At 66.8% G+C, this 23,900-nt stretch carries 23 protein-coding genes; 15 read left to right on the top strand and 8 right to left on the bottom strand.

Annotation, left to right across the window (positions count from 1 at the left end; translation table 11 throughout):
• Positions 1-9 precede the first annotated feature (9 nt).
• Both AWR35_RS02030 and ligD read left to right on the top strand, forming a co-directional pair.
• On the top strand, positions 10-528 hold the full coding sequence (locus AWR35_RS02030) for a DNA polymerase ligase N-terminal domain-containing protein (protein WP_058574299.1): 519 nt from the start codon (positions 10-12) through the stop codon (positions 526-528).
• Positions 525-1,415 (top strand): non-homologous end-joining DNA ligase, encoded by an 891-nt coding sequence (gene ligD / locus AWR35_RS02025; RefSeq protein WP_058574298.1) that lies wholly within the window; start codon positions 525-527, stop codon positions 1,413-1,415. The genes AWR35_RS02030 and ligD overlap by 4 nt, the downstream gene beginning before the upstream one ends.
• 9 nt (positions 1,416-1,424) lie before the next feature.
• Here ligD and AWR35_RS02020 read toward each other — a convergent pair whose 3' ends face one another.
• A complete protein-coding gene (locus tag AWR35_RS02020) occupies positions 1,425-2,084 on the bottom strand; it encodes an META domain-containing protein (protein ID WP_058574297.1) in 660 nt (219 codons plus the stop codon).
• A gap of 36 nt (positions 2,085-2,120) precedes the next feature.
• Positions 2,121-2,420 (bottom strand): hypothetical protein, encoded by a 300-nt coding sequence (locus AWR35_RS02015; protein WP_058574296.1) that lies wholly within the window; start codon positions 2,418-2,420, stop codon positions 2,121-2,123.
• A gap of 135 nt (positions 2,421-2,555) precedes the next feature.
• On the opposite strand from AWR35_RS02015, the gene AWR35_RS02010 reads away from it, so the two are divergent.
• From AWR35_RS02010 to AWR35_RS10875, 5 genes are all read left to right on the top strand, one after another.
• The gene (locus AWR35_RS02010) at positions 2,556-3,161 is read left to right on the top strand and encodes an NUDIX domain-containing protein (protein WP_058574295.1); all 606 of its coding nucleotides are present in this window, start codon (positions 2,556-2,558) and stop codon (positions 3,159-3,161) included.
• 133 nt (positions 3,162-3,294) lie between these two features.
• On the top strand, positions 3,295-5,877 hold the full coding sequence (gene acnB, locus AWR35_RS02005) for a bifunctional aconitate hydratase 2/2-methylisocitrate dehydratase (RefSeq protein WP_058574294.1): 2,583 nt from the start codon (positions 3,295-3,297) through the stop codon (positions 5,875-5,877).
• 136 nt (positions 5,878-6,013) lie between these two features.
• The gene (locus tag AWR35_RS02000) at positions 6,014-8,512 is read left to right on the top strand and encodes an EAL domain-containing protein (protein WP_231723541.1); all 2,499 of its coding nucleotides are present in this window, start codon (positions 6,014-6,016) and stop codon (positions 8,510-8,512) included.
• A 119-nt stretch (positions 8,513-8,631) separates the two neighbouring features.
• On the top strand, positions 8,632-9,795 hold the full coding sequence (cfa, locus tag AWR35_RS01995) for a cyclopropane fatty acyl phospholipid synthase (protein WP_348769650.1): 1,164 nt from the start codon (positions 8,632-8,634) through the stop codon (positions 9,793-9,795).
• Between the two features lie 103 nt (positions 9,796-9,898).
• Entirely contained in the window at positions 9,899-10,102 is a 204-nt protein-coding gene (locus AWR35_RS10875) for a GDCCVxC domain-containing (seleno)protein (protein ID WP_231723546.1), read from the top strand.
• Position 10,103: 1 nt separating this feature from the next.
• Here the strand turns inward: AWR35_RS10875 and AWR35_RS10705 are convergent, their stop codons facing one another.
• Both AWR35_RS10705 and AWR35_RS01990 read right to left on the bottom strand, forming a co-directional pair.
• Positions 10,104-10,349: a hypothetical protein gene (locus AWR35_RS10705; RefSeq protein ID WP_156413904.1), complete on the bottom strand. Its 246-nt coding sequence runs from the start codon at positions 10,347-10,349 to the stop codon at positions 10,104-10,106.
• Positions 10,350-10,354: 5 nt separating this feature from the next.
• Positions 10,355-12,130 carry a GspE/PulE family protein gene (locus AWR35_RS01990; RefSeq protein ID WP_058574293.1) on the bottom strand — a complete coding sequence of 592 codons (1,776 nt, stop codon included), beginning with the start codon at positions 12,128-12,130 and terminating at the stop codon, positions 10,355-10,357.
• 115 nt (positions 12,131-12,245) lie between these two features.
• On the opposite strand from AWR35_RS01990, the gene AWR35_RS01985 reads away from it, so the two are divergent.
• Positions 12,246-12,710: a YcgN family cysteine cluster protein gene (locus AWR35_RS01985; RefSeq protein WP_156413903.1), complete on the top strand. Its 465-nt coding sequence runs from the start codon at positions 12,246-12,248 to the stop codon at positions 12,708-12,710.
• A gap of 17 nt (positions 12,711-12,727) precedes the next feature.
• On the opposite strand, the gene AWR35_RS01980 is transcribed toward AWR35_RS01985, so the two are convergent.
• Together AWR35_RS01980 and nth are read right to left on the bottom strand one after the other, a co-directional pair.
• Positions 12,728-13,159 (bottom strand): DUF1841 family protein, encoded by a 432-nt coding sequence (locus AWR35_RS01980; RefSeq protein ID WP_058574291.1) that lies wholly within the window; start codon positions 13,157-13,159, stop codon positions 12,728-12,730.
• 2 nt (positions 13,160-13,161) lie between these two features.
• Positions 13,162-13,839: an endonuclease III gene (nth, locus tag AWR35_RS01975; protein ID WP_058574290.1), complete on the bottom strand. Its 678-nt coding sequence runs from the start codon at positions 13,837-13,839 to the stop codon at positions 13,162-13,164.
• Between the two features lie 102 nt (positions 13,840-13,941).
• Between nth and AWR35_RS01970 the strand changes: the two genes are divergently transcribed.
• Positions 13,942-14,472, top strand: coding sequence for a hypothetical protein (locus AWR35_RS01970; RefSeq protein WP_058574289.1), 531 nt, complete (start codon positions 13,942-13,944; stop codon positions 14,470-14,472).
• A gap of 1 nt (position 14,473) precedes the next feature.
• Positions 14,474-15,055, top strand: a complete 582-nt coding sequence (locus AWR35_RS01965) for a cob(I)yrinic acid a,c-diamide adenosyltransferase (protein ID WP_058574288.1) — start codon at positions 14,474-14,476, stop codon at positions 15,053-15,055.
• Here AWR35_RS01965 and AWR35_RS01960 read toward each other — a convergent pair.
• Entirely contained in the window at positions 15,016-16,368 is a 1,353-nt protein-coding gene (locus tag AWR35_RS01960) for a YihY/virulence factor BrkB family protein (RefSeq protein WP_231723540.1), read from the bottom strand. The two genes, AWR35_RS01965 and AWR35_RS01960, sit on opposite strands and share 40 nt — an antisense overlap.
• 155 nt (positions 16,369-16,523) lie before the next feature.
• On the opposite strand from AWR35_RS01960, the gene AWR35_RS01955 reads away from it, so the two are divergent.
• The 3 genes from AWR35_RS01955 to AWR35_RS01945 are packed head-to-tail and all read left to right on the top strand — an operon-like array spanning position 16,524 to position 18,986.
• Positions 16,524-17,384 (top strand): hydroxymethylpyrimidine/phosphomethylpyrimidine kinase, encoded by an 861-nt coding sequence (locus tag AWR35_RS01955; protein WP_058574286.1) that lies wholly within the window; start codon positions 16,524-16,526, stop codon positions 17,382-17,384.
• A 17-nt stretch (positions 17,385-17,401) separates the two neighbouring features.
• Positions 17,402-17,749, top strand: a complete 348-nt coding sequence (locus AWR35_RS01950; protein WP_058574285.1) for a YqcC family protein — start codon at positions 17,402-17,404, stop codon at positions 17,747-17,749.
• Between the two features lie 31 nt (positions 17,750-17,780).
• Positions 17,781-18,986, top strand: a complete 1,206-nt coding sequence (locus tag AWR35_RS01945) for an O-succinylhomoserine sulfhydrylase (protein WP_058574284.1) — start codon at positions 17,781-17,783, stop codon at positions 18,984-18,986.
• An 18-nt stretch (positions 18,987-19,004) separates the two neighbouring features.
• On the opposite strand, the gene AWR35_RS01940 is transcribed toward AWR35_RS01945, so the two are convergent.
• Positions 19,005-19,943 carry a hypothetical protein gene (locus tag AWR35_RS01940; protein ID WP_156413902.1) on the bottom strand — a complete coding sequence of 313 codons (939 nt, stop codon included), beginning with the start codon at positions 19,941-19,943 and terminating at the stop codon, positions 19,005-19,007.
• A 402-nt stretch (positions 19,944-20,345) separates the two neighbouring features.
• Between AWR35_RS01940 and gltX the strand changes: the two genes are divergently transcribed.
• Both gltX and AWR35_RS01930 read left to right on the top strand, forming a co-directional pair.
• The gene (gene gltX / locus AWR35_RS01935; protein WP_058574282.1) at positions 20,346-21,749 is read left to right on the top strand and encodes a glutamate--tRNA ligase; all 1,404 of its coding nucleotides are present in this window, start codon (positions 20,346-20,348) and stop codon (positions 21,747-21,749) included.
• A 16-nt stretch (positions 21,750-21,765) separates the two neighbouring features.
• Entirely contained in the window at positions 21,766-23,898 is a 2,133-nt protein-coding gene (locus tag AWR35_RS01930) for a PAS domain-containing protein (protein ID WP_058574281.1), read from the top strand.
• Positions 23,899-23,900: the final 2 nt, after the last annotated feature.

Here is a 23,900-nt window from a genome sequence, read left to right as displayed (position 1 = left end):
GAGGTCGATATGGCCGGCAAGAGCGACAGTCACGACGGACAGTTCGTCATCCAGCTGCATGACGCGAGCCAGCGGCACTACGACTTTCGCCTGGAGGTCGATGGCGCGCTCAAGTCCTGGGCCGTGCCCAAGGGGCCGTCCACGGATCCTGCCGAAAAGCGTCTGGCCATCGAGGTGGAGGACCATGAGACCGATTACGCCGACTTCGAGGGCGTGATCCCCGAGGGCAACTATGGGGCGGGGACGGTGATGGTCTGGGATCGTGGCTCGTACCGGAATCTCTCCGATGACACCCCGATGAGCGAGGGCCTGGAGAAAGGCCTGGTCGAAGTCTGGCTGGATGGCGAGAAGCTTGGCGGCGGCTATGCGCTCAAGCGCATCCAGGGGGGTGACAAGCCGCAGTGGCTGCTGATCAAGATGCGCGACGAGGCTGCCGACGCCCGGCGTAATCCGGTCTCCACCGAGACCAAATCGGTCAAGTCAGGTCGCTCGCTCGACGAGATCCGTCGGGAAGAGGCATCGACATGAGCCACGAGCAGGGGGTCACGCATCCGGACAAGGCGCTGTATCCCGACGATGGCTGGACGAAGGAGGACGTGGTCGGTTACTACCGGCGCGTCGCCGAATACATGCTTCCGCATCTGGCAGGGCGGCCGCTGACCCTGCACCGGTTCCCCGACGGGATCGACGAGGAAGGCTTCTTCCAGCAGGCGCATGCCGAACATTTCCCGCAATGGGTCGGAGCGCTGCTGGTCCGTCATGACGAGCCCACCGGGCCGGTGCGACATATCCTTTGTCAGGATGTCGACTGCCTGGCGTTTCTGGCCGATCAGGCGACCCTTACCTTCCACCGCTGGGGGTCACGTGGCAATGCGATCGACCAACCGGATCTGTTGATATTCGACCTGGATCCGCCGGACGACGACATGGGGGTGCTCAAGCGGACTGCGCGGCGCATCGCCGCACTGATGCGTGATTGCCAGCTCACGCCCTTCGTCATGACCACCGGTTCGACGGGGTTGCATGTGGTCGCGCCGTTGAAGGCACGGCGGGGGTTCGACGAGGTGCGCGCTCTGGCCGAGTCGATGGCCGATCGACTCGCCGCGCTCTACCCGGACGAGCTTACGACCGAACAACGCCGCAAGGCGCGTCGTGGGCGGCTGTACTTGGACGTGATGCGCAACGCCTTCGGCCAGACGGCCGTGGCGCCATATTCGCTGCGTGCCCGTCCGGGCGCGCCGGTGGCTACACCGCTCGACTGGGTCGAGCTCGACAAGGGCGAGTTGCGTTCCGACAGCTACACGCTGGCGAACATCTTCCGTCGGCTCGGCCAGAAGGGTGACCCCTGGGCGGGGATGTTCGACCACGCCGGTGATCCCGACGAGGCACGCGCTGCGCTTGATCGACTCGACTAGCGCAGGGCGTCAGTCGCCGGTCGGTGCCGGTACCTGCCGGCATTCCCGGGTGCGGCCGTCACGCGTGAAGCGGCCCTGCATGCCCTTGCCCCAGAAGACGATCTCCCCGCTTTCGTCGGCGTAGCGCGATCCCGAGGCGCTCTCGGTCTTCGACATCATCACCGTGGTGTCGTCATGGGTGAGGCGGATGTCGCCGCGACGGATGACGTCGAACACCACACGCTCGCCCTGGCAGTCGAAGTGGTAGGTGGGGATGATGGGTTCGAGCATCATCGCCAGGGTGCGGCCGGCGTCGTCTTTGAGCAGCAGGCGCTCCTCGTCCACTTGCCACTCCTCGGTGTGCCGGAGTGCCTGCAGGAAAGCCTTCTCCTGGCGCATCTTCTCGTCCGAACAGAGCTTGCGGGTCACGGCGATCTCGCCGTAGCCACCGTTCTCGCGCGGCTGACTGTAGTCGTTGCAGCCGGCGACCCCGCTGAGGTTGCCGTCGGCATCCACCATCAGGTCGGTGAGACTGGGGTCGATCGTCGGCAGGGTCGCGATGTTGGAAAGGCGCCAGTGGCTGTCCGCGGGCGGCATCGAGGCGGCGAACAGCAGCGGTGTGGCCGTCAGGCCGAGCAGGGCGACGATCAGTCGTGGCAGGCGGAAGACGGAGGCAAGGCCTTGTGGCATGAGACGAACTCCTTGTCGATGAAAAATGGGTGGACTTCAGGAATGTTGCGATTTGATGAAGTCGTCCAGCGCCCGCGCGGTTTCCAGCGGGAGCTGGCGTTGCAGGTCCGGGTGCAGACTGCGACCCGAGTCGGCGGTGATCGGCTGGGTCCACGTTGGTTGTGCCATGGAACGCGGCCGTCCCAGGTAGTCCACCTGGAAGGCATCCGGGCTGTTCTCCGCGCGCAGGATCAGTGCCGGCGGATCATCGTGGATCTCGATCACCGTGGCGCGATGCTCCCCGATGTGGACCTGCTGACCGATCAGGGGTTCAAGCAGCTTGAGGATGGTGTTCATGGAATACCCGTGGCCGGGCGAGTGGTCTCGCCGAAATGTAAGCTAACCTGTGACATCGGCCGGTCCGGCCTGAACCCGGCTGCCCGCCGTAGTGCTCTCGAATCAATCCGACGATGGTAGCAGGAGCCACCCCTGATGCGTTTTGACCTTCTGGCCAACGAAACCCTCTATCGCGGTTTCTTTTCCCTGCAGCGCTACCGGCTGCGCTTCGAGTATTTCGATGGCAGCTGGTCCGAACCGATCGAGCGCGAGATCTTCGAGCGCGGCCATGCCGTGGCGGTGTTGCCGTACGACCCCGAGCGCGGCGAGGTCGTCCTGATCGAGCAGTTTCGTCCCGGGGCGCTGGATGCGCCCACCGGGCCGTGGCTCGCCGAGATCGTCGCCGGCATGATCGAGCCGGGCGAGTCGGCCGAGGACGTCGCGCGACGCGAGTCGGACGAGGAGGCGGGGCTCGCCATCGACGAGCTTTATCCGCTCACCCGCTACTGGGTCAGCCCGGGCGGCAGCACCGAGAGCATCTACCTGTTCCTGGCGCGCGTGGACACTGCGCAGATCGAACGTGACGGCGAGGGTCTGGTCGACGGTCGTTTCGGCCTCGATCACGAGCACGAGGACATCCGCGTGCGGGTGGTGCCGATCGAGCAGGCGGTCGCCGATGTCGAGGGCGGTCGGATCGTGGCCGCCGCCCCGGTGATCGCGCTGTTGTGGCTCGACCGGCTGCGGCTTGCCGGCAGGCTTTGACGGTGGCGGACGGGCTGGGCGGCCGGATTTGATAGAATCCCGCCTCTTTCGAATTTATTGCGGTCGGCCGGTGGGGCCGGTGCGAACGACAACCTTCCCAGAATTCATGATCACAAGCCGTTGAGGATCACCCATGCTTGAAGCCTATCGCGAACACAAGGCCGAACGTGCCGAGCAGGACATTCCGCCGCTGGCGCTGGACGCCGAGCAGACTGCCGAGCTGATCGAGCTGATCAAGAACCCGCCGGCCGACGTCGACGGTGACGAGCTCAAGTACCTGCTTTCCCAGCGCGTGCCGCCGGGCGTGGACAAGGCCGCCTACGTCAAGGCCGCCTTCCTCGCCGCCCTGGCCAAGGGCGAGACCGAGTCGCCGCTGATCGATCGCCACGAGGCGGTCGAACTGCTGGGCACCATGATGGGTGGCTACAACGTCGACCCGCTGATCGAGGTGCTCGACGACGAGGTGGTCGGCGACGACGCGGTCAAGGCACTCTCGCGGCTCGTGATGGTCTACGACGCCTTTCGCGACGTCGAGGACAAGCACCGCGAGGGCAGCAAGAACGCCGGCCGCGTGCTGGAGTCCTGGGCGAATGCCGACTGGTTCAAGGCCAAGCCCAAGCTCGAGGAGGAGATCGAGGTGATCGTCCTCAAGGTGCCGGGCGAGACCAACACCGACGATCTGTCCCCGGCCCAGGAGGCCTGGAGCCGCCCGGACATCCCGCTGCACGCCCGCTCGATGCTGCAGTCTAAGATGCCCGAGGCACTCGACACCATCAAGGAGCTCAAGGAGTCCGGCCACAAGATCGCCTATGTCGGTGACGTGGTCGGTACCGGCTCCTCGCGCAAGTCGGCGATCAACTCGGTGCAGTGGCACATCGGCCGCGACATCCCGAATGTCCCGAACAAGCGCACCGGCGGCGTGGTTCTGGGCGGCAAGATCGCCCCGATCTTCTTCAACACCGCCGAGGATTCCGGCGCGCTGCCGATCGAGTGCGACGTCGACCAGATGGAGACCGGCGACGTGCTGACCATCCGGCCGTACAAGGGCGAGATCCTCAAGAACGGCGAGGTGGTCTCCACCTTCAAGCTGCGCCCGAGCACGCTGCCCGACGAGGTGCGAGCCGGCGGCCGTATCCCGCTGATCGTCGGCCGTGGCCTGACCGGCAAGGCGCGCGAGACCCTCAAGATGGAGCCGTCCGACGAGTTCCTGCGTGCCGAGCAGCCGGAGGACACCGGCAAGGGCTTCACGCTGGCGCAGAAGATGGTCGGCCGCGCCTGCGGTGTCGAGGGCGTTCGTCCGGGCACCTACTGCGAGCCGAAGATGACCACCGTCGGCAGTCAGGACACCACCGGCGCGATGACCCGCGACGAGTTGAAGGAACTGGCCTGCCTGGGCTTCTCCGCCGACCTGGTCATGCAGTCGTTCTGCCACACCGCCGCCTACCCGCGTCCGGTGGATGTCGCCCTGCAGCACGAGCTGCCGGAGTTCATCTCCACCCGCGGCGGCGTTTCGCTGCGCGCCGGTGATGGCGTGATCCACTCCTGGCTCAACCGCATGATCCTGCCGGACACCGTCGGTACCGGCGGCGACTCGCACACCCGCTTCCCGCTGGGCATCTCCTTCCCGGCCGGTTCCGGCCTGGTGGCCTTCGCCGCCGCGCTGGGCGTGATGCCGCTGGACATGCCGGAGTCGGTGCTGGTGCGCTTCAAGGGCGAGATGCAGCCGGGCATCACCCTGCGTGATCTCGTCAACGCCATTCCCTACAAGGCGATCCAGAACGGCCAGCTGACCGTCGAGAAGAAGGGCAAGCAGAACGTCTTCAATGGCCGCGTGCTCGAGATCGAGGGCCTGCCGGACCTCAAGGTCGAGCAGGCGTTCGAGTTCGCCGACGCCTCGGCCGAGCGCTCGGCCAACGGTTGCACCGTTCGCCTCGGCCCCGAGCCGATCAAGGAGTTCCTCAAGAGCAACATCACGCTGCTCGAGTGGATGATCAGCCAGGGCTACGAGGACAAGCGCACCCTGGGTCGCCGCATCGAGGCGATGCAGGAATGGCTCGACAACCCGGAACTGCTCGAGCCGGACGCCGATGCCGAGTACGCCGAGGTGATCGAGATCGATCTCAACGAGATCACCGAGCCGCTGCTCGCCTGCCCGAACGACCCGGACGACATCAAGCCGCTCTCCGAGGTGGCCGGCGACGACGTCCAGGAAGTCTTCATCGGTTCGTGCATGACCAATATCGGTCACTACCGCGCTGCGGGCAAGGTGCTCGAGTCCAACGGCGGTTCGGTGCCGACCCGCCTGTGGATCGCGCCGCCGACCCGCATGGACCAGCATCAGCTGACCGAGGAGGGCTACTACAACGTCTTCGGCAGTGCCGGCGCCCGGGTCGAGATGCCGGGCTGCTCGCTGTGCATGGGCAACCAGGCGCGCGTCGCCGACGGCGCCACGGTGATGTCGACCTCGACCCGCAACTTCCCCAACCGCATGGGCAAGGACGCGCGCGTCTACCTGGGCTCGGCCGAGCTGTCTGCCGTGACCGCGATCCTCGGCAAGCTGCCGTCGGTCGAGGAGTACCAGCAGCACGTCGCGCACCTGGCGACCATGTCCGGCGAGATCTACCGCTACCTGAACTTCAACGAGATCGAGGAGTACCAGGAAGAGGCCACCAAGGGGCTGCAGATGCTCAAGGACATTCCCGTGGTCACCGCCTGATCACCGGGGCCGATCAATCCCCGGTCGTCGACCGGGGTCTCGAAACCTTGAAAACGCTGGGCTGTCGCGTGATTCTTGCTTGTCAGGACACGCCACCCGGCGTTTTTCTTTTTTCTGCTAGGACGATTCGCCGCTCGTGAACAGCCATCAGCTCGACCACGATCCCCGTATCGCCGATATCCTGCCCGCCGGGCGCGAGATGCTCACCTGTCCGCCGGACACCCCGGTGCACGAGGCGGCATCCAGAATGCGGGCGGCAGGAGTGAGTTCCATCGTCGTGGTCGAGGAGGATCGGCCGGTCGGTATCTGGACCGAGCACGACGCCCTTGCCCTGAACCTGTCGCTCGATTCGACGTTCGATCAGCCGGTCACGGCGGTGATGAGCCGGCCGGTGAAGTCGATCCGTGCCGAGGCCCCGCTGACGGAGGCGGCGCATCAGTTCCGCGAGCAGCACATCCGGCACCTGCTTGTGTGCGAGGGAGACGGCAAGGAGAAGACGCTTCGCGGCATCATTTCCCTGACGGATGTGGTCCTCAACCAGGGGATCGAGCACTACCTGCACTTTCGGACCGTCGGCAGCCTGGCCGGGCTGAACCATGTCGAGGTGGCGGAAGCCGATACCCTGTCGACGGCATCGAAGCGGATGCGCGAGGCGCGTGTCGACGCGATTCTCGTGCGGCTGGACGGCGACGGTTTCGGCATTCTCACCGAGCGTGACCTCATTGCCCTGATCGCGCAACGACAGGGCGATATCGCCGTCGGCAAGGTCTGTACCCGCAACCTGTTCTCGGTGCCGGCCTCGACCAGCCTGTTCCAGGTGCGCCGCGAGATGAACGAGCGGCATGTCCGTCACATCGGGGTGGCGCGTGACGGCACCATCGCCGGTCTGGTCAGCTTCACCGACCTGCTGTCGGGCATCGAGCTGGCCTACGTCGACGAGCTGCGTTCGGCGCTCAAGGCCCGCGACTCGGCGCTGGCGAGCTCGGAACGCAACCTGCAGCTGGCCGAGAAGGTCATCCAGACCTCGCTCGAGGGCATCATGGTGACCGACGCGAAGGGGCGCATCATGCGGGTCAATCCCGCCTTCACCGACCTGACGGGATACCAGCCGGAGGAGGTGATCGGCCAGTCGCCCTCGGTCCTGCAGTCGGGGCGGCACGACAAGGCGTTCTACGACCGGATGTGGACTACCCTCTCGCGAGAGGGGCAGTGGCGCGGCGAGATCTGGAACCGGCGCAAGAACGGCGAGATCTACCCGGAGCTGCTGACCATCACGGCCATCACCGACGAGGCGGGGGAGATCACGCATTACGCCGCCCTGTTCTCGGACATCTCCGAACTCAAGGAGAACGAGCGGCGCATCCGTCATCTCGCCTACTACGACCCGCTGACCGGATTGCCCAACCGGCGACTGTTCCGCGACCGCCTCGATCTGGCCATCGCGCACGCGCATCGCAGCGAAGGGCGCCTGGCGGTGCTGTTCATCGACCTGGACCACTTCAAGACGATCAACGACACCCTCGGCCACGCCGTGGGCGATGAGCTCCTCGAGCAGGTGGCGGCGAAGCTGACCGGCTGCCTGCGGGAAGACGACTCGGTGGCACGCACCGGCGGCGACGAGTTTCTCGCCCTGCTGCCCGAGATCGAGGATTTCGAGCCGGTCGCCGACGTCGCCCAGCGGATCATCGATTCGCTGAGCGAGCCCGTCGAGTTGCGCGGGCGGGAACTGGTCATCGGCTGCTCGATCGGCGTGGCCTTCTATCCCGAGGACGGCCAGAGCGGCGAGGAGCTGGTCAAGCACGCCGATATCGCGATGTATCGCGCCAAGCAGAGTGGCCGCAATACCTACAGCCTGTTCACGCCGGCGATGAACGAGGCGGCGCGACGACGGCTGGACATGGAAACCGGGCTGCGCCGTGCGATCGAGCAGCAGCAGTTCCACCTCGAGTATCAGCCGGTGGTCGACGGGGCAGGGCGCCTGGTTGCGGCCGAGGCGCTCCTGCGATGGCAGCACCCGGAATGGGGGCTGGTGCGTCCGGACGAGTTCGTGCCGCTGGCCGAAGAGACCGGCATGATCCTCTCGATCGGCCAGCAGGTCATCCGTCAGGCCGTCGCCCAGGCGGCCGAATGGGCTGGCGAAGTGCCCGTGTCGGTGAACCTCTCGGCTCGCCAGTTCGCGGATCCGGGGTTGGCAGACTGCCTCGAGAACACCGTGGCCGAGTTCGGCCTGACCGGCGAGGCGGTGAGCCTCGAGATCACGGAGACGGCACTGATGAGTGACGTGGACAGCCACGTGATCACCATGGCCCGCCTGCAGCGCGCGGGTTTTCGTTTCTCGATCGATGATTTCGGTACCGGATACTCCTCGCTTGCCTACCTCCGACGCCTCCCGCTCGACTGCCTGAAGATCGACCGGAGCTTTATCTCGGAGATCGAGGAGAGTGCCGAGGCGCGGTCGATCGTCTCGGCGACCATCGCCCTCGCGCACAATCTCCGTCTCGGCGTGATTGCCGAAGGGGTGGAGACCGCGGGTCAGGCCCGCCTGTTGACGGAGCTCGGAGCGGACTCTCAGCAGGGGTTTCTGTACGGCCGGCCCGCCTCGGCAGACGCGCTGACCCGAGAGTGGCGCCTCTAGACCGCTTTTGCCTCCCTGTTGAAAAACGCTAATCCCCTGACTAGATTGGGGGTTTAGGCCGGCTGGCGTACGTCGTCATCGGTCTGGGGCATGGTTGGTTACGGTCACGGAGGCGGTCGATGAGCAAACGCATGGCCATGGAAGGGGAATCGCTGGACGTCGAGGCGAGTCCCAAGTATTCGGGATTCGCGAGAATGCTCGCTCAGGCCGACATCCGGCTCGACGGCGACCGCCCCTGGGATCTTCGCATTCGTGATCGGCGCGCTATCGATCGCATCCTCGGCTACGGCAACCTCGGACTGGGAGAGGCCTACATGGCCGGCTGGGTCGACATCGAGCGGGTCGACGAATTCGTCTTGCGGGTGGTTCGTTCCGGTCTGGCGCGCGAGGTAGGTCGTTCGCCATGGCTGTGGTGGCACGCGCTCAAGGCGCGCCTGTTCAACTGCCAGACCCGTGATCGTTGCTGGGAGGTGGGCGAGCGGCACTACGACATCGGCAACGATTTCTATCGCGACATGCTCGACCCGCGCATGACCTACACCTGCGGGTTCTGGGGCGAGGGGGCCCAGACTCTCGCCGAAGCGCAGGAACACAAGCTCGACATCATCTGCCGCAAGCTCGACCTCAAGCCCGGCCAGCGCGTGCTCGACATCGGCTGCGGCTGGGGCAGCTTCATGATCTATGCCGCCGAGCATTACGGCGTCGAATGCGTGGGGCTGACCATCTCCAAGGAGCAGGCCGCGCTTGGCCGGGAGCTGGCCGGCGATCTGCCGGTGGAGTTCCGCCTGATGGACTATCGCGACGTCGACGAGCCCTTCGACCACGTGGTGTCGGTCGGCATGTTCGAGCATGTCGGCCGTCACAACTACGACGAATACATGCAAGTCGCCCGTCGCTGCCTCAAGCCCGACGGGCTTTTTTTGCTGCACACGATCGGCACCAATCGCGAAGGCGCGCCGCCGGATCCGTGGATCAGCAAATACATCTTCCCCAACGGCGAGCTGCCCGCTTTGCAGCAGGTGGTCGACGCCTGCGAAGGACGTTTCGTGGTCGAGGACATGCACAACTTCGGTGCGGATTACGACCGCACCCTGATGGCATGGCACGAGAACTTCGAGCAAGCCTGGCCGCGCTGGCGCGCGAGCTACGGTGATGCCTTCGGCCGGATGTGGAAGTACTACCTGCAGTCCTGCGCCGGTGGATTCCGTGCCCGTCAGATCCAGTTATGGCAGTTCGTGCTCTCGCCGCATGGCACGCCCGGTGGGTATCGTCGACCGGTATGAACCCGGTCGGCGGGTCATGCACGACGGGTCGGTGCCGGGCGGCTCGACACGAAGGTCTCGGATGAGGTGAGCCTTGGCCGATTCCGTCGCAACCTCCTCCCGCCTGAGGTGTCCCCTGTGCGGTGAGTCGTCGCGACACGACGTGCCGGAAGATGCCTGTCAGTGGTTTCTGGAGTGCCCGGCCTGCGGCGAGCTGCTCACGCCTCGTCGCGGAGATTGCTGTGTTTTCTGCTCCTATGGCGATGTTCCCTGTCCGCCGGTACAGCGCGCCCGTCGTGGCGAGGCATCGGCAGGCTGTTGCGACTAGCTCAAAGCGGTGGGTTGGTGCTGAGCAGAGCCGTTGCCACCAGCAGAGCCAAGGCGAGGCCGATCAGAATGGCGAGATCACGCCAGTAGCGCCAGTCCTGCCTGGAGTGGCGCGAGAACGACCAGCCTTCCTGTCGCGGTCGTTGTCTTGTTCCCGGTCGCGGCGGAGGGGATTGTCGCCGTCGGCGTCCGCGAAGGGCGAGCAGAAGCATGGCCACGGCGATCAGGACGACAAGTAGCAGGTCCACGGCTATCAGCGCTCGTCGTGTTCCGGACCGCCAAGATCCTCGAGGCGGACGCGGTAGGCCTCCTCCAGCGAGGTGATGCCGGCCTGCGCCATCTCCAGGGCATGCCGCGTGAGCGTGCGCATGCCCTTGTCGACCGACAGCTGACGCAACTCCTCGGTGGTGATGCCGTGGGCGATGTGATTGGCCATGTCGCGGTCGACCACGATCAGCTCGTAGGCCATGGTCCGACCGACGTAGCCGGTCTGGTCGCAGTGGTCACAGCCCTTGGATTGCCAGAACGTCGCGTTCTTGTCGACGCCCATGGTCTCGCAGACCAGGGCGTCCGGCTTGTGTTTCTTCTTGCAGTGCGAGCAGAGGATGCGCACCAGGCGCTGGGCGAGCACCGCCATGACCGTGGAGCTGACCAGGTACGGCGCGACTCCCATGTCGACCAGGCGGGTGACGGCACTGGGGGCGTCGTTGGTGTGCAGCGTGGAGAACACCAGGTGGCCCGTCAGCGCGGCCTTGACGCCACTCTCGGCGGTCTCCAGGTCGCGCATCTCGCCGATCATGATCACGTCCGGGTCGTGGCGCAGGATGTTGCGCAGCGCCCGGCCGAAGGTGTAGCCGATGCCGCCGTGGACCTGGACCTGGTCAACGCCGTCCATGTCGTACTCGACCGGGTCCTCGACGGTGATGATGTGCGGGTCGGCGGCCTTCACTTCCTGGAGGAGCGAATAGAGCGTGGTGGTCTTGCCCGAGCCGGTCGGCCCCGTGACCAGGACCATGCCCTGCGCACGGGCGATCAGGTTGCGGATGATCCGCTCGTCGCCCTTGGAAAAGCCCAGCGCATTGAGCGGTTTCAGGCCCATGTTCTTGTTGAGGATGCGGATGACCACACTCTCGCCGGTGGAGGTCGGCATCACGGAGATGCGCAGGTCGACTTCCTGCTTGCTCATGTGCACCCGGGCGTGACCATCCTGCGGCAGCCGGTGCTCGGCGATGTTCATGCGGCCGAGGATCTTGATGCGGGCGACTACCGCCGGCAACTCGGCCTTGTCGATCGAGCGGATGGTCTGCAGCGCACCGGAGAGACGGAAGCGCACCAGCACGTTTTCGCGTCGCGGCAGGAAATGGATGTCCGAAGCGCCGCGGCTGATCGCCTGCATCAGGATGGTGTTGACCATCTTGACCACCGGCGGGCTGCTGGCCTTGTTCTCGATCTCCGGTTCCTGCTCGGACGCCGCGGGTTCGGCCGCCGGTTGACCGACGTCCCCACCGGTGGTCTCGACCCGGTAGGCACGGTTGATTGCACTGGTGATCTGGTGTCCCGAGCCCAGTACCGGCTCGATGCCCAGGCCGGTGTAGAAACGCAGGATCGAGAGCAGTTCCTGGTCGGTGGGCTTGGCGCAGGCCACCACCAGTACCGAGTTGCGACGGGCTAGCGGCAGGACGTTCAGCCGCAATGCCATTTCGTAGGGGATCAGCGCGGCGACTTCGGGTGGTGGCGTGAACGAGCCGAGGTTGATCTGCGGAATGCCCAGCTGCGAGCACAGCGCTTCCTCGAGCTGGTCGGGCGAGATGATCTTGTTCTCGACCAGCCAGTCGCCCAGATGCATCGCGGGGTGATGCCGGAGAGACTCGAGGGCCTTGTCGAGGGTTTCGCGGGAGATGGTGCCGCGCTGGACGAGCACCTCGCCCAGGCGCTGGACACGGGCATTGCGCGCCGAGTGCAGGGCCTGGTTGATGTCCGCCTCGCTGCCGATCCGGGTGACCGTTCTGCTCTGGGCCGCTTGCGTCATCCCTGTCCGTCTCCGTTGCCGCTGTTCATCATCCAGTCACTATCCTAATCCTACACCCTGTCGGTGTGGGCCGTGCTAACCTGCCGCACCCCTCGGGCCACACTCGAGCATGACCATGAGCCACGACAGCCCGCCTTTCTGGCGCACCAAGCGCCTGACCGACATGACGCCCGCCGAGTGGGAATCGCTCTGCGACGGCTGTGCCAAGTGCTGTCTGGAGAAGGTGGAGGACGACGGGGGCGATGTCTACTACACGGATGTTGCCTGTCATCTGCTCGATGCCGGCACCTGCCGCTGCACCGACTATCTCAACCGCCAGACGCGCGTGCCCGGTTGCGTCTGGCTCAGACCCGAGGACGTCGAGGAATTCGACTGGCTGCCGCCCACCTGCGCCTACCGGCGCGTGGCCGAGGGGCGCGATCTGCCGCCGTGGCATCCGCTGATCACGGGCGACCCGGGCAGCACCATGGCAAGCGGCTATTCGGTTGCCGGTCGGGCAGTGATCGCCGAGAACGCCGACCGCGAGTCGATCGACTGGGAGGCCCACGTGGTCGACTGGCCGCTCGAGGAGAGCGACTGACCCGAGGAAGCTCGGGCTCAGCGCTTGAGCTTGTCCTGCAGGCATTGCATCAATGCCTTCTCGTCCGGCGGGCCACCGTTCTGTTGTGCCTGCCAGAGTGCCTCGCCCAGGCAGTCGATCATCTCGTGCTCGGCTTCGAGCGGATCGGCCTTCTTCAACGACAGTTCGGCATGCACCGAGCGGATACCCGTGGGCCGGTCGGTCTGCACCATCTCGCGCAGTGACAGGTGCATGCTCATGTGCAGGAAGGGGTTGGTCACGCCCATCTCCGGCGGCCAGTCGGCCTCGAGGGCGAATTCCGGCTGATCGAGCAGCGAGTGATACTCGGGGTGGTCGCGCACCACCTCGAAGATCATCTGTTCGATCGGCGCGAGCGGTTTCTTCTGCTTGCCCTTGGTCCAGGCGTCGATGAACGGCTGGCGCATCTTGCGGCGGTCGGAGGAGTACATGCTCAGGTCTCTTCGGTGGCGTAACGGGCGATCAGCTCCGGGCTGCATTCCTCGGTCTTGTCGCGATAATCGCACAGGTCGCAGACGATGCAGGCGCCGCAGTCCGGTCGGCGTGCCTTGCAGACGTAGCGCCCGTGCAGGATCAGCCAGTGGTGGGCGTCGATACGGAATTCCTTCGGAATCACCTTCAGCAGGCGATCCTCGACGGCACGCACCGTCTTGCCCTTGGCCAGACCGGTGCGGTTGGCCACCCGGAAGATGTGGGTGTCCACCGCCATGGTCGGCTGGCGAAAGACGGTGTTCAGTACCACGTTGGCGGTCTTGCGTCCCACCCCGGGCAGGGCCTCGAGGGACTCGCGCTCGGCCGGCACCTCGCCGTCGTGCTTCTCGATCAGCTGGCGGGAAAGCGCGTAGACGTTCTTCGCCTTGGTCTTGTACAGGCCGATGGTGCGGATCGCCTCGGTCAGTTCCTCCAGGCCCAGGTCGAGGATCGCCCGCGGGGTGTTGGCTCGCTTGAACAGCGGGCGGGTCGCCTTGTTCACGCCCGCATCGGTGGCCTGCGCGGAGAGCACCACCGCGACCAGCAGCTCGAAGGGAGTCGAGTACTCGAGTTCGGTGGTGGGTTCGGGGCGTTGGCGCTTGAAGCGCTCGAACATCTCGCGTCGGGTGCGGGGGTTCATGCAGTCCGGGTCACTCGGGGATCGGGTGGAGGCGTGCATGATAAACTCCGCGCCCTTGCCAAAGAACCGTCAGACGGACAACGGGTCCGGGAGAGTCGATACGTGAACAAGCAACTGGGTGTCATCGGAGCGGTCTGGGGCGTGCTGGGTCTGTGCGCGCTGCTGCTCTGGGCCATCTACCGCCTGTCGTTCTATGCCGTTGCCGCCTGGGAGGTACCCTGGGCCTGGTGGCACTGGGCCTTCTTTGCCGTCTGGATGGTGTTCATGGTCTACAGCGAGGGCTACAAGGGCTTCCAGAAGGGCTTCTCGCCGCGCGTGGTGGCCCGGGCCGTGCACCTGTCGCATCACCCGGTGGGCTGGCACGTGCTTCTCGCGCCGCTCTACTGCATGGGCTTCATCCACGCGACGAAAAAGCGCCGCATCGTCGCGCTTTCCGTGACTGCCGGGGTGGTGACGCTGGTGCTGCTGGTCAGCCAGTTGCCGCAGCCGTGGCACGGCATCGTCGATATGGGCGTGGTCGCGGGGTTGCTCTACGGGGTAGCGGCGATCCTCGCCTTTGCCCTCCAGGTCGTCGCCGGTCGTCCGCTCGACTGGCCCACCGACGTGCCGGGCAGCGAGCCGCAGGCCGGCTGACATGGCCGAGTCGAACGACGATCGTCCCCGCCTGTCGCGCGTCGTCACCCGCAGCGGTGATCGTGGCGAGACGGGACTGGCCGACGGCAGCCGGCTGCCCAAGCAGGACGTTGCCATCGAACTGCTGGGCGAGCTCGACGAGCTCAACGCGCGTCTCGGCTCGCTGGCCGTCTCGCTGGCCGGTGAGCCCCGGTTGCTGGGTTTCGTCCGCGAGCAGCAGCAGGCGATTTTCGATCTGGGTGGATTCGTCGCCATGGGCGCGATGGCCGAGCCGGCGCAGCTGCCTTCGCTCGAGCGGCTGGAGGCCTGGGTCGAGGCGGCCAATCGCGATCTGCCGCCGCTGCGCGAATTCATCCTGCCGGGCGGCAGCGAGGCCATGGCGCGGGCGCATCTGGCCCGTACCGGCACGCGTCGAGCCGAGCGACTCGCCTGGGCCTGGTGCGAGGGCGACGAGAGCGCCGCCCTGGCCACCTACCTCAATCGCCTCTCGGACGCCTGGTTCGTGTTTGCCCGCCTGCTCGACCCGTCAGGTGAGCACACCGTCTACTGGCGGGGCGCCTCCCCGGAAGACGCCTCGGACTGATCCCGCGCCGACAGGGACGTCCGGCCCAGCTCGGCCTGCCATTCCCGCTGGTGCTCACCGAACCGCGCCAGCGCGGGGATTTCCTCGAGCAGGGCGGCCGGCAGGTCCGGCGCATTCCCTTCGACGGCGTTCTCGACCTCCTCGAGCGTGATCGACGACCCCGGCCGGGCCGGCAGGAAGCAGGTGGCATCCTCCGGTTCGGTCACGCGCAGCAATTCCGCCTCGACGAGCTTTTCCAAGAGCGGGTCGACCCACACCGGTGCCAGCGTCGGGTATCGGCCGATGCGCTCGACCAGCCGATCCCGATCCGGCGGTGCGGCCCCGGCCTCGAAACGCCGCTCGATCTCGTCGAGCAGGACGATGGCGGCGACGAGGCGCTGATTGGGATGGATGCCCTTGTCCTCGCTCAGACTCAGGCGGTCGCTGTGCTGCCAGCCGTAGCTGATGCCGGCCCCGACCAGCACGATCATCCACGCGATCTGCAGCCAGACCAGGAACAGCACCAGCGAGGCGAAAGCCGAATAGACGGCCGTGTAGCTGGTCGACCCGGCGATCAGGCCGCCGAATACCAGCCCGAGCAGGTTCCACAGCACGGCGGCGACCAGCCCGCCGACCAGTGCCGAGCTGGCCTTCACGCGGGTGTTGGGGATAAACAGGTAGAGGAAGGCGAACGCCCCGGTCCAGATCGCCAGCGGCACCAGGTAGCCCAGCCACTTGAGGATCGTCGCCAGGATCGACAGTTCGGCGAAGTCGCGGATCACCGGCGCGGCCAGCAGTGTGGCGGTCAGGCTGCCGGCGGCGATCACCAGCACCGGGCCGACCATGAGCACCGAGAGGTAGTTGGCGAACCGCGCCGACATCGAGCGCATCTGGTGGACGTGCCAGATGCGGTTGAAGACCCGCTCGATCTTCTGCATCAGGGCGATGACGGTGTAGAAGAGCAGGGCGACGCCCACCGCGCCCAGCACGCCGACACGAATGTTGTCGACGAAGGACAGGATGCGCAGCGTCAGTTCGTCCGCGGCATCGCCCAGCGGCGCCATCAGCGAGAGCAGAAACGGCTCGATCACGGCCGACGAGCCGAACGCCTTGAGCACGGAGAAGGTGACGGCGAGCAGCGGCACCATCGACAGCAGCGTGGTGTAGGAGAGGCTCATGGCGTTGAGCTGCAGGTCACCGCGGGAGGCCGAGGACATCACGTTGAGGAACGCGCGGGTCAGGCGCTGGGCAAAACGGGTCAGATTGCCGGTCGGGCGGTCGTGCCAGATCCAGCGCTTGACCGGGCGAATCCATTCGGCGGGCTTCAGGGGCATCATCGCGTGATGAGGTCCTCGTGCGGGGTGATTGGCAGGCTTGGCATCGGGTCGATGTCAGCGGCGCTGGCTGCGTTATGATGTCGAGCCCGGCGCGCAGCGGCGTGCCGGTGCCGCCACGGCATGCATCATCGTTCGAGGGAGCTTAGCACCAGATGGAAAGCAGACAGACGCTCAACGACCTCCCCGAGGTTCCCGTCGTCCTCGCGATTGCCGGTCACGACCCGAGCGGTGGGGCGGGCATTCACGCGGACATCGAGGCGATCGTCAGCCAGGGGGTGCATCCGGCGACGGCCATCACGGCCCTGACCGTTCAGGACACGGTCAACGTGCACGGCTTCGTGCCCAGCGACCCCAAGCTGGTGATCGACCAGTCGCTGGCGGTGCTCAACGACATGCCGGTCGGTGCGATCAAGATCGGCATGCTCGGCACCGTCGAACTGGTCGAAGCGGTCGCCACGGTGCTGGCGCGCCACCCGGAGATCCCGGTGGTGCTCGATCCGGTACTGGTTGCCGGCGGAGGCGGCTCGCTGGGCGACAATGCCGTGGCCGCGGCGATCGCCGAGCACCTGTTCCCACGCGCCACCATCGCGACGCCCAATGCCCACGAGGGCCGTGTGCTGGCGCCGGATGCTCGCGATCTCGAGGAGCGTGGTGCCATGCTCTCGGCGCTGGGCGCCGAGTACGTGCTCCTCAAGGGCGGCGACGAGCCGGGCGAGAAGGTCGAGAACTGGCTGTTCGGCGTGGAGCCACCGCGCCGCTTCGTCTACGAGCGCCTGGCCGGCAAGTTCCACGGCTCGGGGTGCACGCTTTCCTCGGCGATCGCCGGCCTGATCGCCCAGGGCAGTGACCCGATCAACGCGGTCCACGAGGCCCTCGAGTACACCCACCAGACCCTGATGCACGCGGCGGCCATCGGCCGCGGCCAACTGGTGCCGCATCGCTTGTTCTGGGCCGACGACGAAGGCGGCGCCGACATGAACGACGAGCCTCCGGGCTCCTCGCGAGTACACTGAACGACCGAGAGGACGCGATGGAAAACGTTCGCCCCAGCACCGATCAGATGCTGCGCCAACTCGAGCACATCGCCCACGAGATGCAGCAGGCCGGCCTCTGGTCCGACGAGCGGCCCAGTGAGGAGGCGCTGGCCAGCCCCAACCCGTTCTGCTTCGACACCCTGGCGTTCGAGGAGTGGCTGCAGTGGAAATTCCTGCCGCAGATGCGCGAGCTCCTCGAGCAATTCGGCACGCCGCCGGAGAACTGCTCGATGGCACCACTGGCCGAACACCAGTTCCTCGAGCTCGAAGAGGATACCGACCGCCTGCTCGCCGAGATCACCGAGTTCGACAACCTCGCCTGGCATTTCTTCAACGCCCGCTGAGCCGGGCCCGACTGACCTGCACCGGATACTCATGACCGATTCGAACCGCCGTCCCGAAAACGACTGGTCGCTTGCGACCCAGGCCATCCGCACGGGGCACCACCCGACGCCCGAACGCGAGCACGGCGAGCCGATCTTCACGACCTCGAGCTTTACCTTTGAGTCGGCCGAGCAGGCCGCCGCGCGCTTCGCCGGCGACGAGCCGGGCAACATCTATGCTCGGTTCACCAACCCGACCACGCGCATCTTCGAGGAGCGCCTTGCCGTGATGGAAGGCGGCGAGGACTGCGTGGCCACCGCCTCGGGCATGTCGGCCATCCTCTCGACGGTCATGGCGCTGTGCGAGGCCGGTGACGAGGTCGTGATCGCCCGCCAGGTGTTCGGTACCACCAAGGTGCTGTTCGACAAGTACATGGCCAAGTTCGGCCTGGTGGTCCACTGGGTGAACCTGACCGACTGGTCGCAGTGGGAGGCGGCGGTCGGCGAGCGCACTCGCATGCTGTTCATCGAAACGCCGTCGAACCCGCTGACCGAGGTCGCGGACATCCGCCGCCTGGCCGATCTAGCCCATGCGCGTGACGCGGCCCTGGTGGTCGACAACTGCTTCTGCACCCCGGCGCTGCAGCGACCGCTGACCCTGGGGGCGGACATCGTGATCCACTCGGCGACCAAGTTCCTCGACGGTCAGGGGCGCGCGATCGGCGGGGCGGTGGTCGGCGATGCCGAACGCGTCGGCAAGGAGGTGCGTGGTTTCCTGCGTACCTGCGGGCCGACCATGGCGCCGTTCAACGCCTGGATCTTCGCCAAGGGGCTGGAGACGCTCAACCTGCGGATGGAGGCCCACAGCCGCCACGCCCGCGAGGTGGCCGACTGGCTGGTGGCGCATCCCAGCGTCGCCCGGGTGCATTTCCCGGGGCTGCCCGATCACCCGCAGGCGGAGATCATCGCCGCGCAGCAGACCGGACCCGGCGCGATCGTTTCCTTCGTGGTCGAGGGCGGCCGCGAGGCGGCGTGGAAGGTGATCAACGGTACGCGGATGCTCTCGATCACCGCCAACCTCGGCGACACCAAGACCACCATCACCCACCCGGCCAGCACCACCCACGGTCGACTGTCGCCGGAGGCACGCGCCGAGGCGGGTATCGACGAGGGACTGGTGCGCCTGTCGGTCGGCCTCGAGGACCCTCAGGACATCATCGCCGACCTGACGCGCGGCCTGGGCGAGCAGATCGACTGATCCGGTCGCCGGGGCGCGTCAGTTTGGCAGGCGCTTGAGTCGGTCGCGCCGCGGCTTGACCTGCACCAGGTCGCCGCTTTCCACCGCATGCCGGCCAGTGTAGCGCAGCGTGCTGTCGCGTTGGCCCAGATAGGTGACCCGGGCGTCCCCCTGTGAACGGGGTTCACGAACGGGCCCGGCGGTGGTTTCCAGCGTCGGTCGAGTCAAGAGATTGACGCCCAGCCAGTCGGCCGGCATGCCCGGATCGATCACCGTGAGCCGATCCCCGGCGCGCAGACCATCTTCCCGACCCAGATCGACATGCAGGTCGATCATGCTGCCGCGCGCCTGTGTGGAGAGCACCCGCCCGACCAGGGGGCGGCAGTGCAGCGTGGCGAGAACCTCCACGGCGAGGCGCTCGACACCTGCGTCGAGTGCCTCGCCCCAGTCGCTCTGCCAGAAGGCGCCGGCCTGCGCGTCGGCTTCGGGGGAGTACGGTTTGCCGTCGGCAGGCTCGAGGTCGAATTGCCAGTCGCCCAGTCGGGCGCCCTGCGCGCCGTCGTCCAGGGTGGCCGACAGCTGACCCGCGCGGGGCTGGTATTGATCGGGCAGCAGCACGAATGCGGAGGGCCGCCCCTGGGTGCCCACGTCGCTGGCGGCGAGGCGCAGGAAGTAGGGCGCGGCATGGCGGGAGAAGGCGTCCATCGCCGGGGACAACCCCTCGCTTCGGGTCGGCGGGACGATGTCGACCACCTGCAGGCCTGTCGTCTCCAGCCGGCGTGCCAGACGGTCGGCGATCGCCGTCGGCAGCCCGGTGACGTCACCGGGCTCGTGCCCGATGCGCGCCTCGGTGATCACCAGGCGGTGATTGGCCTGACACGCCCCGGGACCGGTCTGCGGCTCGGCGGATGCCGCGATCGGCAGCAGGGTGGCGAATGCCAACCATGTCAGTCGGCGCGTAACGGGATGTCCGGGCATGGGCGGTCTCGGCGTTGGGATCATGTCGGCTACTATCGTGATTTGTCAGCGTATCGTTTCAGAGCACGACCCGTGCCATCCCTGAAATCTCGGGGCGTGATGGGCAGCGATCCGGCCTGCCCGGTGCGAGGGATCCAGATGGACGGGCGTCGAAAGCGGGCGGGTGCGATGCCGGGAACACCGGCTTTTATCGCATTCCCGATTGGGGTTGGCTGTCGCCGTCCCGCCGGATGGCCGCTGTCGCCCTGCCTTGTGCGGCCTTCGCTCGGGGCGGGCAGGGCGATCGGTACGGGCCCGATTCGTTATGAGATTCCCGACCATCTATAATGCGCCCTTTGCCCTGCCGGCGACGAGTAGCGTCCCGGCGACCGCGACCACCTTCCAGCTGTCCTTGAGGTACCGATGACCGTTCGCACCCGTTTCGCTCCGTCGCCCACCGGCTATCTGCACATCGGCGGCGCCCGTACGGCCCTGTTCAGCTACCTGTTCGCCCGTCGCCATGGCGGCGAGTTCGTGCTGCGGGTGGAGGACACCGACCGCGAACGTTCCACCGCCGAGTCGGTCAACGCCATCCTCGAGGGCATGACCTGGCTGGGGCTCGACTACGACGAGGGGCCGTTCTACCAGACCGAACGCATGGAGCGGTATCGCGAGGTGATCGACCGGCTGCTCGCCGAGGACAAGGCCTACTACTGCTATGCCACCCGCGAGGAGCTCGACGAGCTGCGCGAGCAGCAAATGAAGCGCGGCGAGAAGCCACGTTACGACCGCCGCTACCGTGACTTCACCGGTACGCCGCCGGAGGGCGTCAAGCCGGTGGTGCGCTTCAAGAACCCGCTCGACGGTCTGGTGGTGGTCGAGGACGCCATCCGCGGTCGCGTGACCTTCCGCAACGACGAGCTCGACGACCTGATCATCGCCCGCGGCGACGGCAGTCCCACCTACAACCTCACCGTGGTGGTCGACGACATGGACATGCAGATCACGCATGTCGTGCGCGGTGACGACCACCTCAACAACACCCCGCGGCAGATCAACCTCTACCGCGCGCTGGGTGTCGAGCCGCCATCGTTTGCGCACCTGCCCATGATCCACGGCCCGGACGGTGCCAAGCTTTCCAAGCGTCACGGCGCGGTCAGCGTGGTGCAGTACCGTCACGACGGTTTCCTGCCCGAGGCGCTGCTCAACTACCTGGTGCGCCTGGGCTGGTCGCACGGCGACGAGGAGATCTTCTCGCGTGCCGAGCTGGTTCAGCTGTTCGACATCAAGGACGTCAACCACTCGGCGTCGAGCATCAATCCGGAGAAGCTGCGCTGGCTCAACCAGCACTACATGCGCGAGCTTCCGGTCGCCGATGTCGCCTCCGAGCTGCGCTGGCATCTCGGCCACCTGGGCATCGACCCCGACGAGTTCGGCCCGCAGCCGGCGGCGATCGTGCCGGCCTACGTCGACCGCGTGCACACGCTGGTCGAGATGGCCGAGGAGGCCAAGCCGTTCTACCAGGATGCCGTCGAGCCCGACCCCAAGGCGATGGCAAAGCTCGATGCCTCGGCGGCCATGGTGGTCGACGCCCTGATCGTCGCACTGGACGACGATGCCGCCTGGGAGAGCACCGACACGCTCGAGGCCGCGGTCAAGGGCGTGGCCAAGACACTGGATCTCAAGCTGGGCAAGGTGGGGCCGGTCCTGCGCCTGGCCCTGCTGGGACATACCTCGTCGCCCAGTTTCGGCGTGATCCTCGAGCTGATGGGACGCATGCGCAGCATCCAGCGTCTCAACGCCTTCCGGGACCGGGTCAGCGCCTGACATGAGGATCGGGGCCATGCGACCGGCATTGCCGATCACGGTCGCATACCTGTTGCTTGCCTCCCTGTGGATCTGGGCCACGCAGTGGCTGCTCGGGAGGCTGGGTGGGGCCCATTGGGAAATCTCCACCGCCGGGCTCGTGTTCGGCGAGATCTTCGTTCTGGTCACCGGCGCGCTGCTGTACGTGCTGGTCGACCGCCTTCATGTCGCCCGCACCGGCCAGCTGGATTTCGGCTACGGCCGCGTTCGCGGTTCGCAGACCTGGCTGACCGCGATGGTGATCGCCCTGGTGGTGATCGCCGCGGCACAGATTTTCATCACGGTCATCGCTGCCCGCCAGTATGCGCCGCTGCTGCTGGACAAGGCGCAGCGCGAAGTCGGCAACCTCGCTGCCATCCGTGCGATCGAGGTCGACAACTGGGTCGACCAGCGCGACCAGCAGGTCGAGGCCCTCGCCCAGCGACGTGAGTGGCTCAAGGCGTGGATAAGCGATCTCGACGAGGGACGCGTCGAGGGGTTCCCGGACGACCTGCGCCGGGGCGGTCTCGTCTCGCGCTTCCAGGCGATCACGCTGCTGGATCCGGACCGCAACCCGCGCCTGCAGACCGGCTCCTCGACCGTCGTGCCGCCGGACATGCGCCATTTCGACCAGGCCGCCGTTACCACCGAGGTGCAGACCGTCACCCGCTTCACGCGCGGGCGCGGCGGGGTCGACCTGTTCTGGATCCTGCCGGTCTACGACGACCGCACGGCGGTCAGCCGCGGCCCCTGGTACCTGCTGTTCTGGACGCGACTGAACACCCGGGCGCTGGTGGATGGCGCCGAGTCACAGAATCGCCGCGTCCGGGCGGACGAGGCGTTGCGCATCCTGCTGATTCGCGTGCCGTCCGAGCCTGAGACGGCCTCTAGCTTCTGGCCCATGCTCACGCTCGACCCGCGCGAGGAGTCGAACCAGGTCGGTGAGACACCGGCACCGATCGTCGACCGTCTGCAGGCCGGCCTGTCGGATTCCCCCGATCCAGAAGCCGCCGAGGGCGTGACCCGCATCAAGGGCAGCGACCGGGTGTATGCCACGGTCGCGCTCGACCGTCTGCAGGCGCGGCTGCTGGTGCTTCAGGATCGGCGGGCGGTGCTCGCCCCGGTCGAACAGATGGAGAAATGGCTCAGCCTGACGGCGATCCTTTCCACCCTGGGTACGCTGGCGGCGCTGTTCTTCCTGTGGCGCTTCCTGCGGGGACGCTACCGCCTGCAGACCCGGAACGTCGTGCTGGAACGGGACTTCTGGCATCGCGCCTGGCTGGACATGCCGGCACTGGGCCTGATCGAGATCGACCCGCTGCGCCTGAACGTGGTGGCCGCCAATCGCCAGGCCGCCAACTGGCTCGGCCGGGCGCGCGACTCGCTGGTGGGCAGTTCGCTGTTCGAACTGTTCCGTCCCACCGACCCGGCCTCGCCGTTGTCGGGTGACCCGGAGGCGGCGTTGCCGGCCTATTTCGCCCGCGGGGCGGTCGACCGGGTCGCGATCGAGGGCTGCGTGCCGGACTTGCCGGCGGCCGGGCCGATGTGGCTGGAGCTGCGGGTGCAGCGGGATGCGGAGGGCAATCCCGAGCGGATGATCGGCATGCTCCGCCCGGCGCGTGAGACGGACAACAGTGCCGTGATGGCGCAGGTGGACCACCTGGCCGCCTTCTGTGCCTCTCTCACGGCGGCGGAACGAGCGCGGATGCAGGACCGTCTGGCCGATCACGATGCCAGCCCGTTTCTCGAGGTGCTCCCGGTGACCGTCGACATCAGCGAGGTGCATGATCGCGAGGCGCTCCGCCGGCGCATCGAACGCTGCCTGCCGCCCGCCCTGCGGCGGCATCGAGCGCTGTTGCGTGCGCTGGCCGAAGAACTTGGCCGGGTGCTCGTCAGCGGGGAGGGGCGCTGGGTTCACAGCGACAACGAACCGGCGGATCCCGGGCTCGAGAACGAGGGCTCGCCGGTGGTGATCAACGCGGCCGGGCACTCGGTCGTGATCCTCCCGGCCAGGACCGGCACCCAGGCTGCCGGCGAGGTCACCGCCTGGCTCTACATCAGCCGCGATCGCTGGGAGATGACGCCCGAACTGCTCGAGGCGATCGAGCGCCTGCACGCCATCTGCCAGTAAAG

The organism is Guyparkeria sp. WRN-7 (assembly GCF_001641825.1).
Taxonomy (GTDB): Bacteria; Pseudomonadota; Gammaproteobacteria; order Halothiobacillales; family Halothiobacillaceae; genus Guyparkeria.
The sequence above is the reverse complement of the archived record's forward strand: the minus strand, read 5'-3'. Positions and strand labels throughout refer to the sequence as shown.

What these genes read in the sequence shown, in the direction of transcription:
- AWR35_RS01950 (WP_058574285.1), top strand. Translation starts at nt 17,402, where the DNA reads ATGGAAAACGTTCGCCCCAGCACCGATCAGATGCTGCGCCAACTCGAG.
- AWR35_RS01940 (WP_156413902.1), bottom strand. Translation starts at nt 19,943, where the DNA reads ATGCCCGGACATCCCGTTACGCGCCGACTGACATGGTTGGCATTCGCC.
- AWR35_RS01980 (WP_058574291.1), bottom strand. Translation starts at nt 13,159, where the DNA reads ATGTACTCCTCCGACCGCCGCAAGATGCGCCAGCCGTTCATCGACGCC.
- nth (WP_058574290.1), bottom strand. Translation starts at nt 13,839, where the DNA reads ATGAACCCCCGCACCCGACGCGAGATGTTCGAGCGCTTCAAGCGCCAA.
- cfa (WP_348769650.1), top strand. Translation starts at nt 8,632, where the DNA reads ATGAGCAAACGCATGGCCATGGAAGGGGAATCGCTGGACGTCGAGGCG.
- AWR35_RS01985 (WP_156413903.1), top strand. Translation starts at nt 12,246, where the DNA reads ATGAGCCACGACAGCCCGCCTTTCTGGCGCACCAAGCGCCTGACCGAC.
- AWR35_RS02010 (WP_058574295.1), top strand. Translation starts at nt 2,556, where the DNA reads ATGCGTTTTGACCTTCTGGCCAACGAAACCCTCTATCGCGGTTTCTTT.
- AWR35_RS02030 (WP_058574299.1), top strand. Translation starts at nt 10, where the DNA reads ATGGCCGGCAAGAGCGACAGTCACGACGGACAGTTCGTCATCCAGCTG.
- ligD (WP_058574298.1), top strand. Translation starts at nt 525, where the DNA reads ATGAGCCACGAGCAGGGGGTCACGCATCCGGACAAGGCGCTGTATCCC.
- AWR35_RS02020 (WP_058574297.1), bottom strand. Translation starts at nt 2,084, where the DNA reads ATGCCACAAGGCCTTGCCTCCGTCTTCCGCCTGCCACGACTGATCGTC.
- AWR35_RS01965 (WP_058574288.1), top strand. Translation starts at nt 14,474, where the DNA reads ATGGCCGAGTCGAACGACGATCGTCCCCGCCTGTCGCGCGTCGTCACC.
- AWR35_RS01990 (WP_058574293.1), bottom strand. Translation starts at nt 12,130, where the DNA reads ATGACGCAAGCGGCCCAGAGCAGAACGGTCACCCGGATCGGCAGCGAG.
- gltX (WP_058574282.1), top strand. Translation starts at nt 20,346, where the DNA reads ATGACCGTTCGCACCCGTTTCGCTCCGTCGCCCACCGGCTATCTGCAC.
- acnB (WP_058574294.1), top strand. Translation starts at nt 3,295, where the DNA reads ATGCTTGAAGCCTATCGCGAACACAAGGCCGAACGTGCCGAGCAGGAC.
- AWR35_RS01960 (WP_231723540.1), bottom strand. Translation starts at nt 16,368, where the DNA reads ATGCCCCTGAAGCCCGCCGAATGGATTCGCCCGGTCAAGCGCTGGATC.
- AWR35_RS01945 (WP_058574284.1), top strand. Translation starts at nt 17,781, where the DNA reads ATGACCGATTCGAACCGCCGTCCCGAAAACGACTGGTCGCTTGCGACC.
- AWR35_RS02015 (WP_058574296.1), bottom strand. Translation starts at nt 2,420, where the DNA reads ATGAACACCATCCTCAAGCTGCTTGAACCCCTGATCGGTCAGCAGGTC.
- AWR35_RS01930 (WP_058574281.1), top strand. Translation starts at nt 21,766, where the DNA reads ATGCGACCGGCATTGCCGATCACGGTCGCATACCTGTTGCTTGCCTCC.
- AWR35_RS01955 (WP_058574286.1), top strand. Translation starts at nt 16,524, where the DNA reads ATGGAAAGCAGACAGACGCTCAACGACCTCCCCGAGGTTCCCGTCGTC.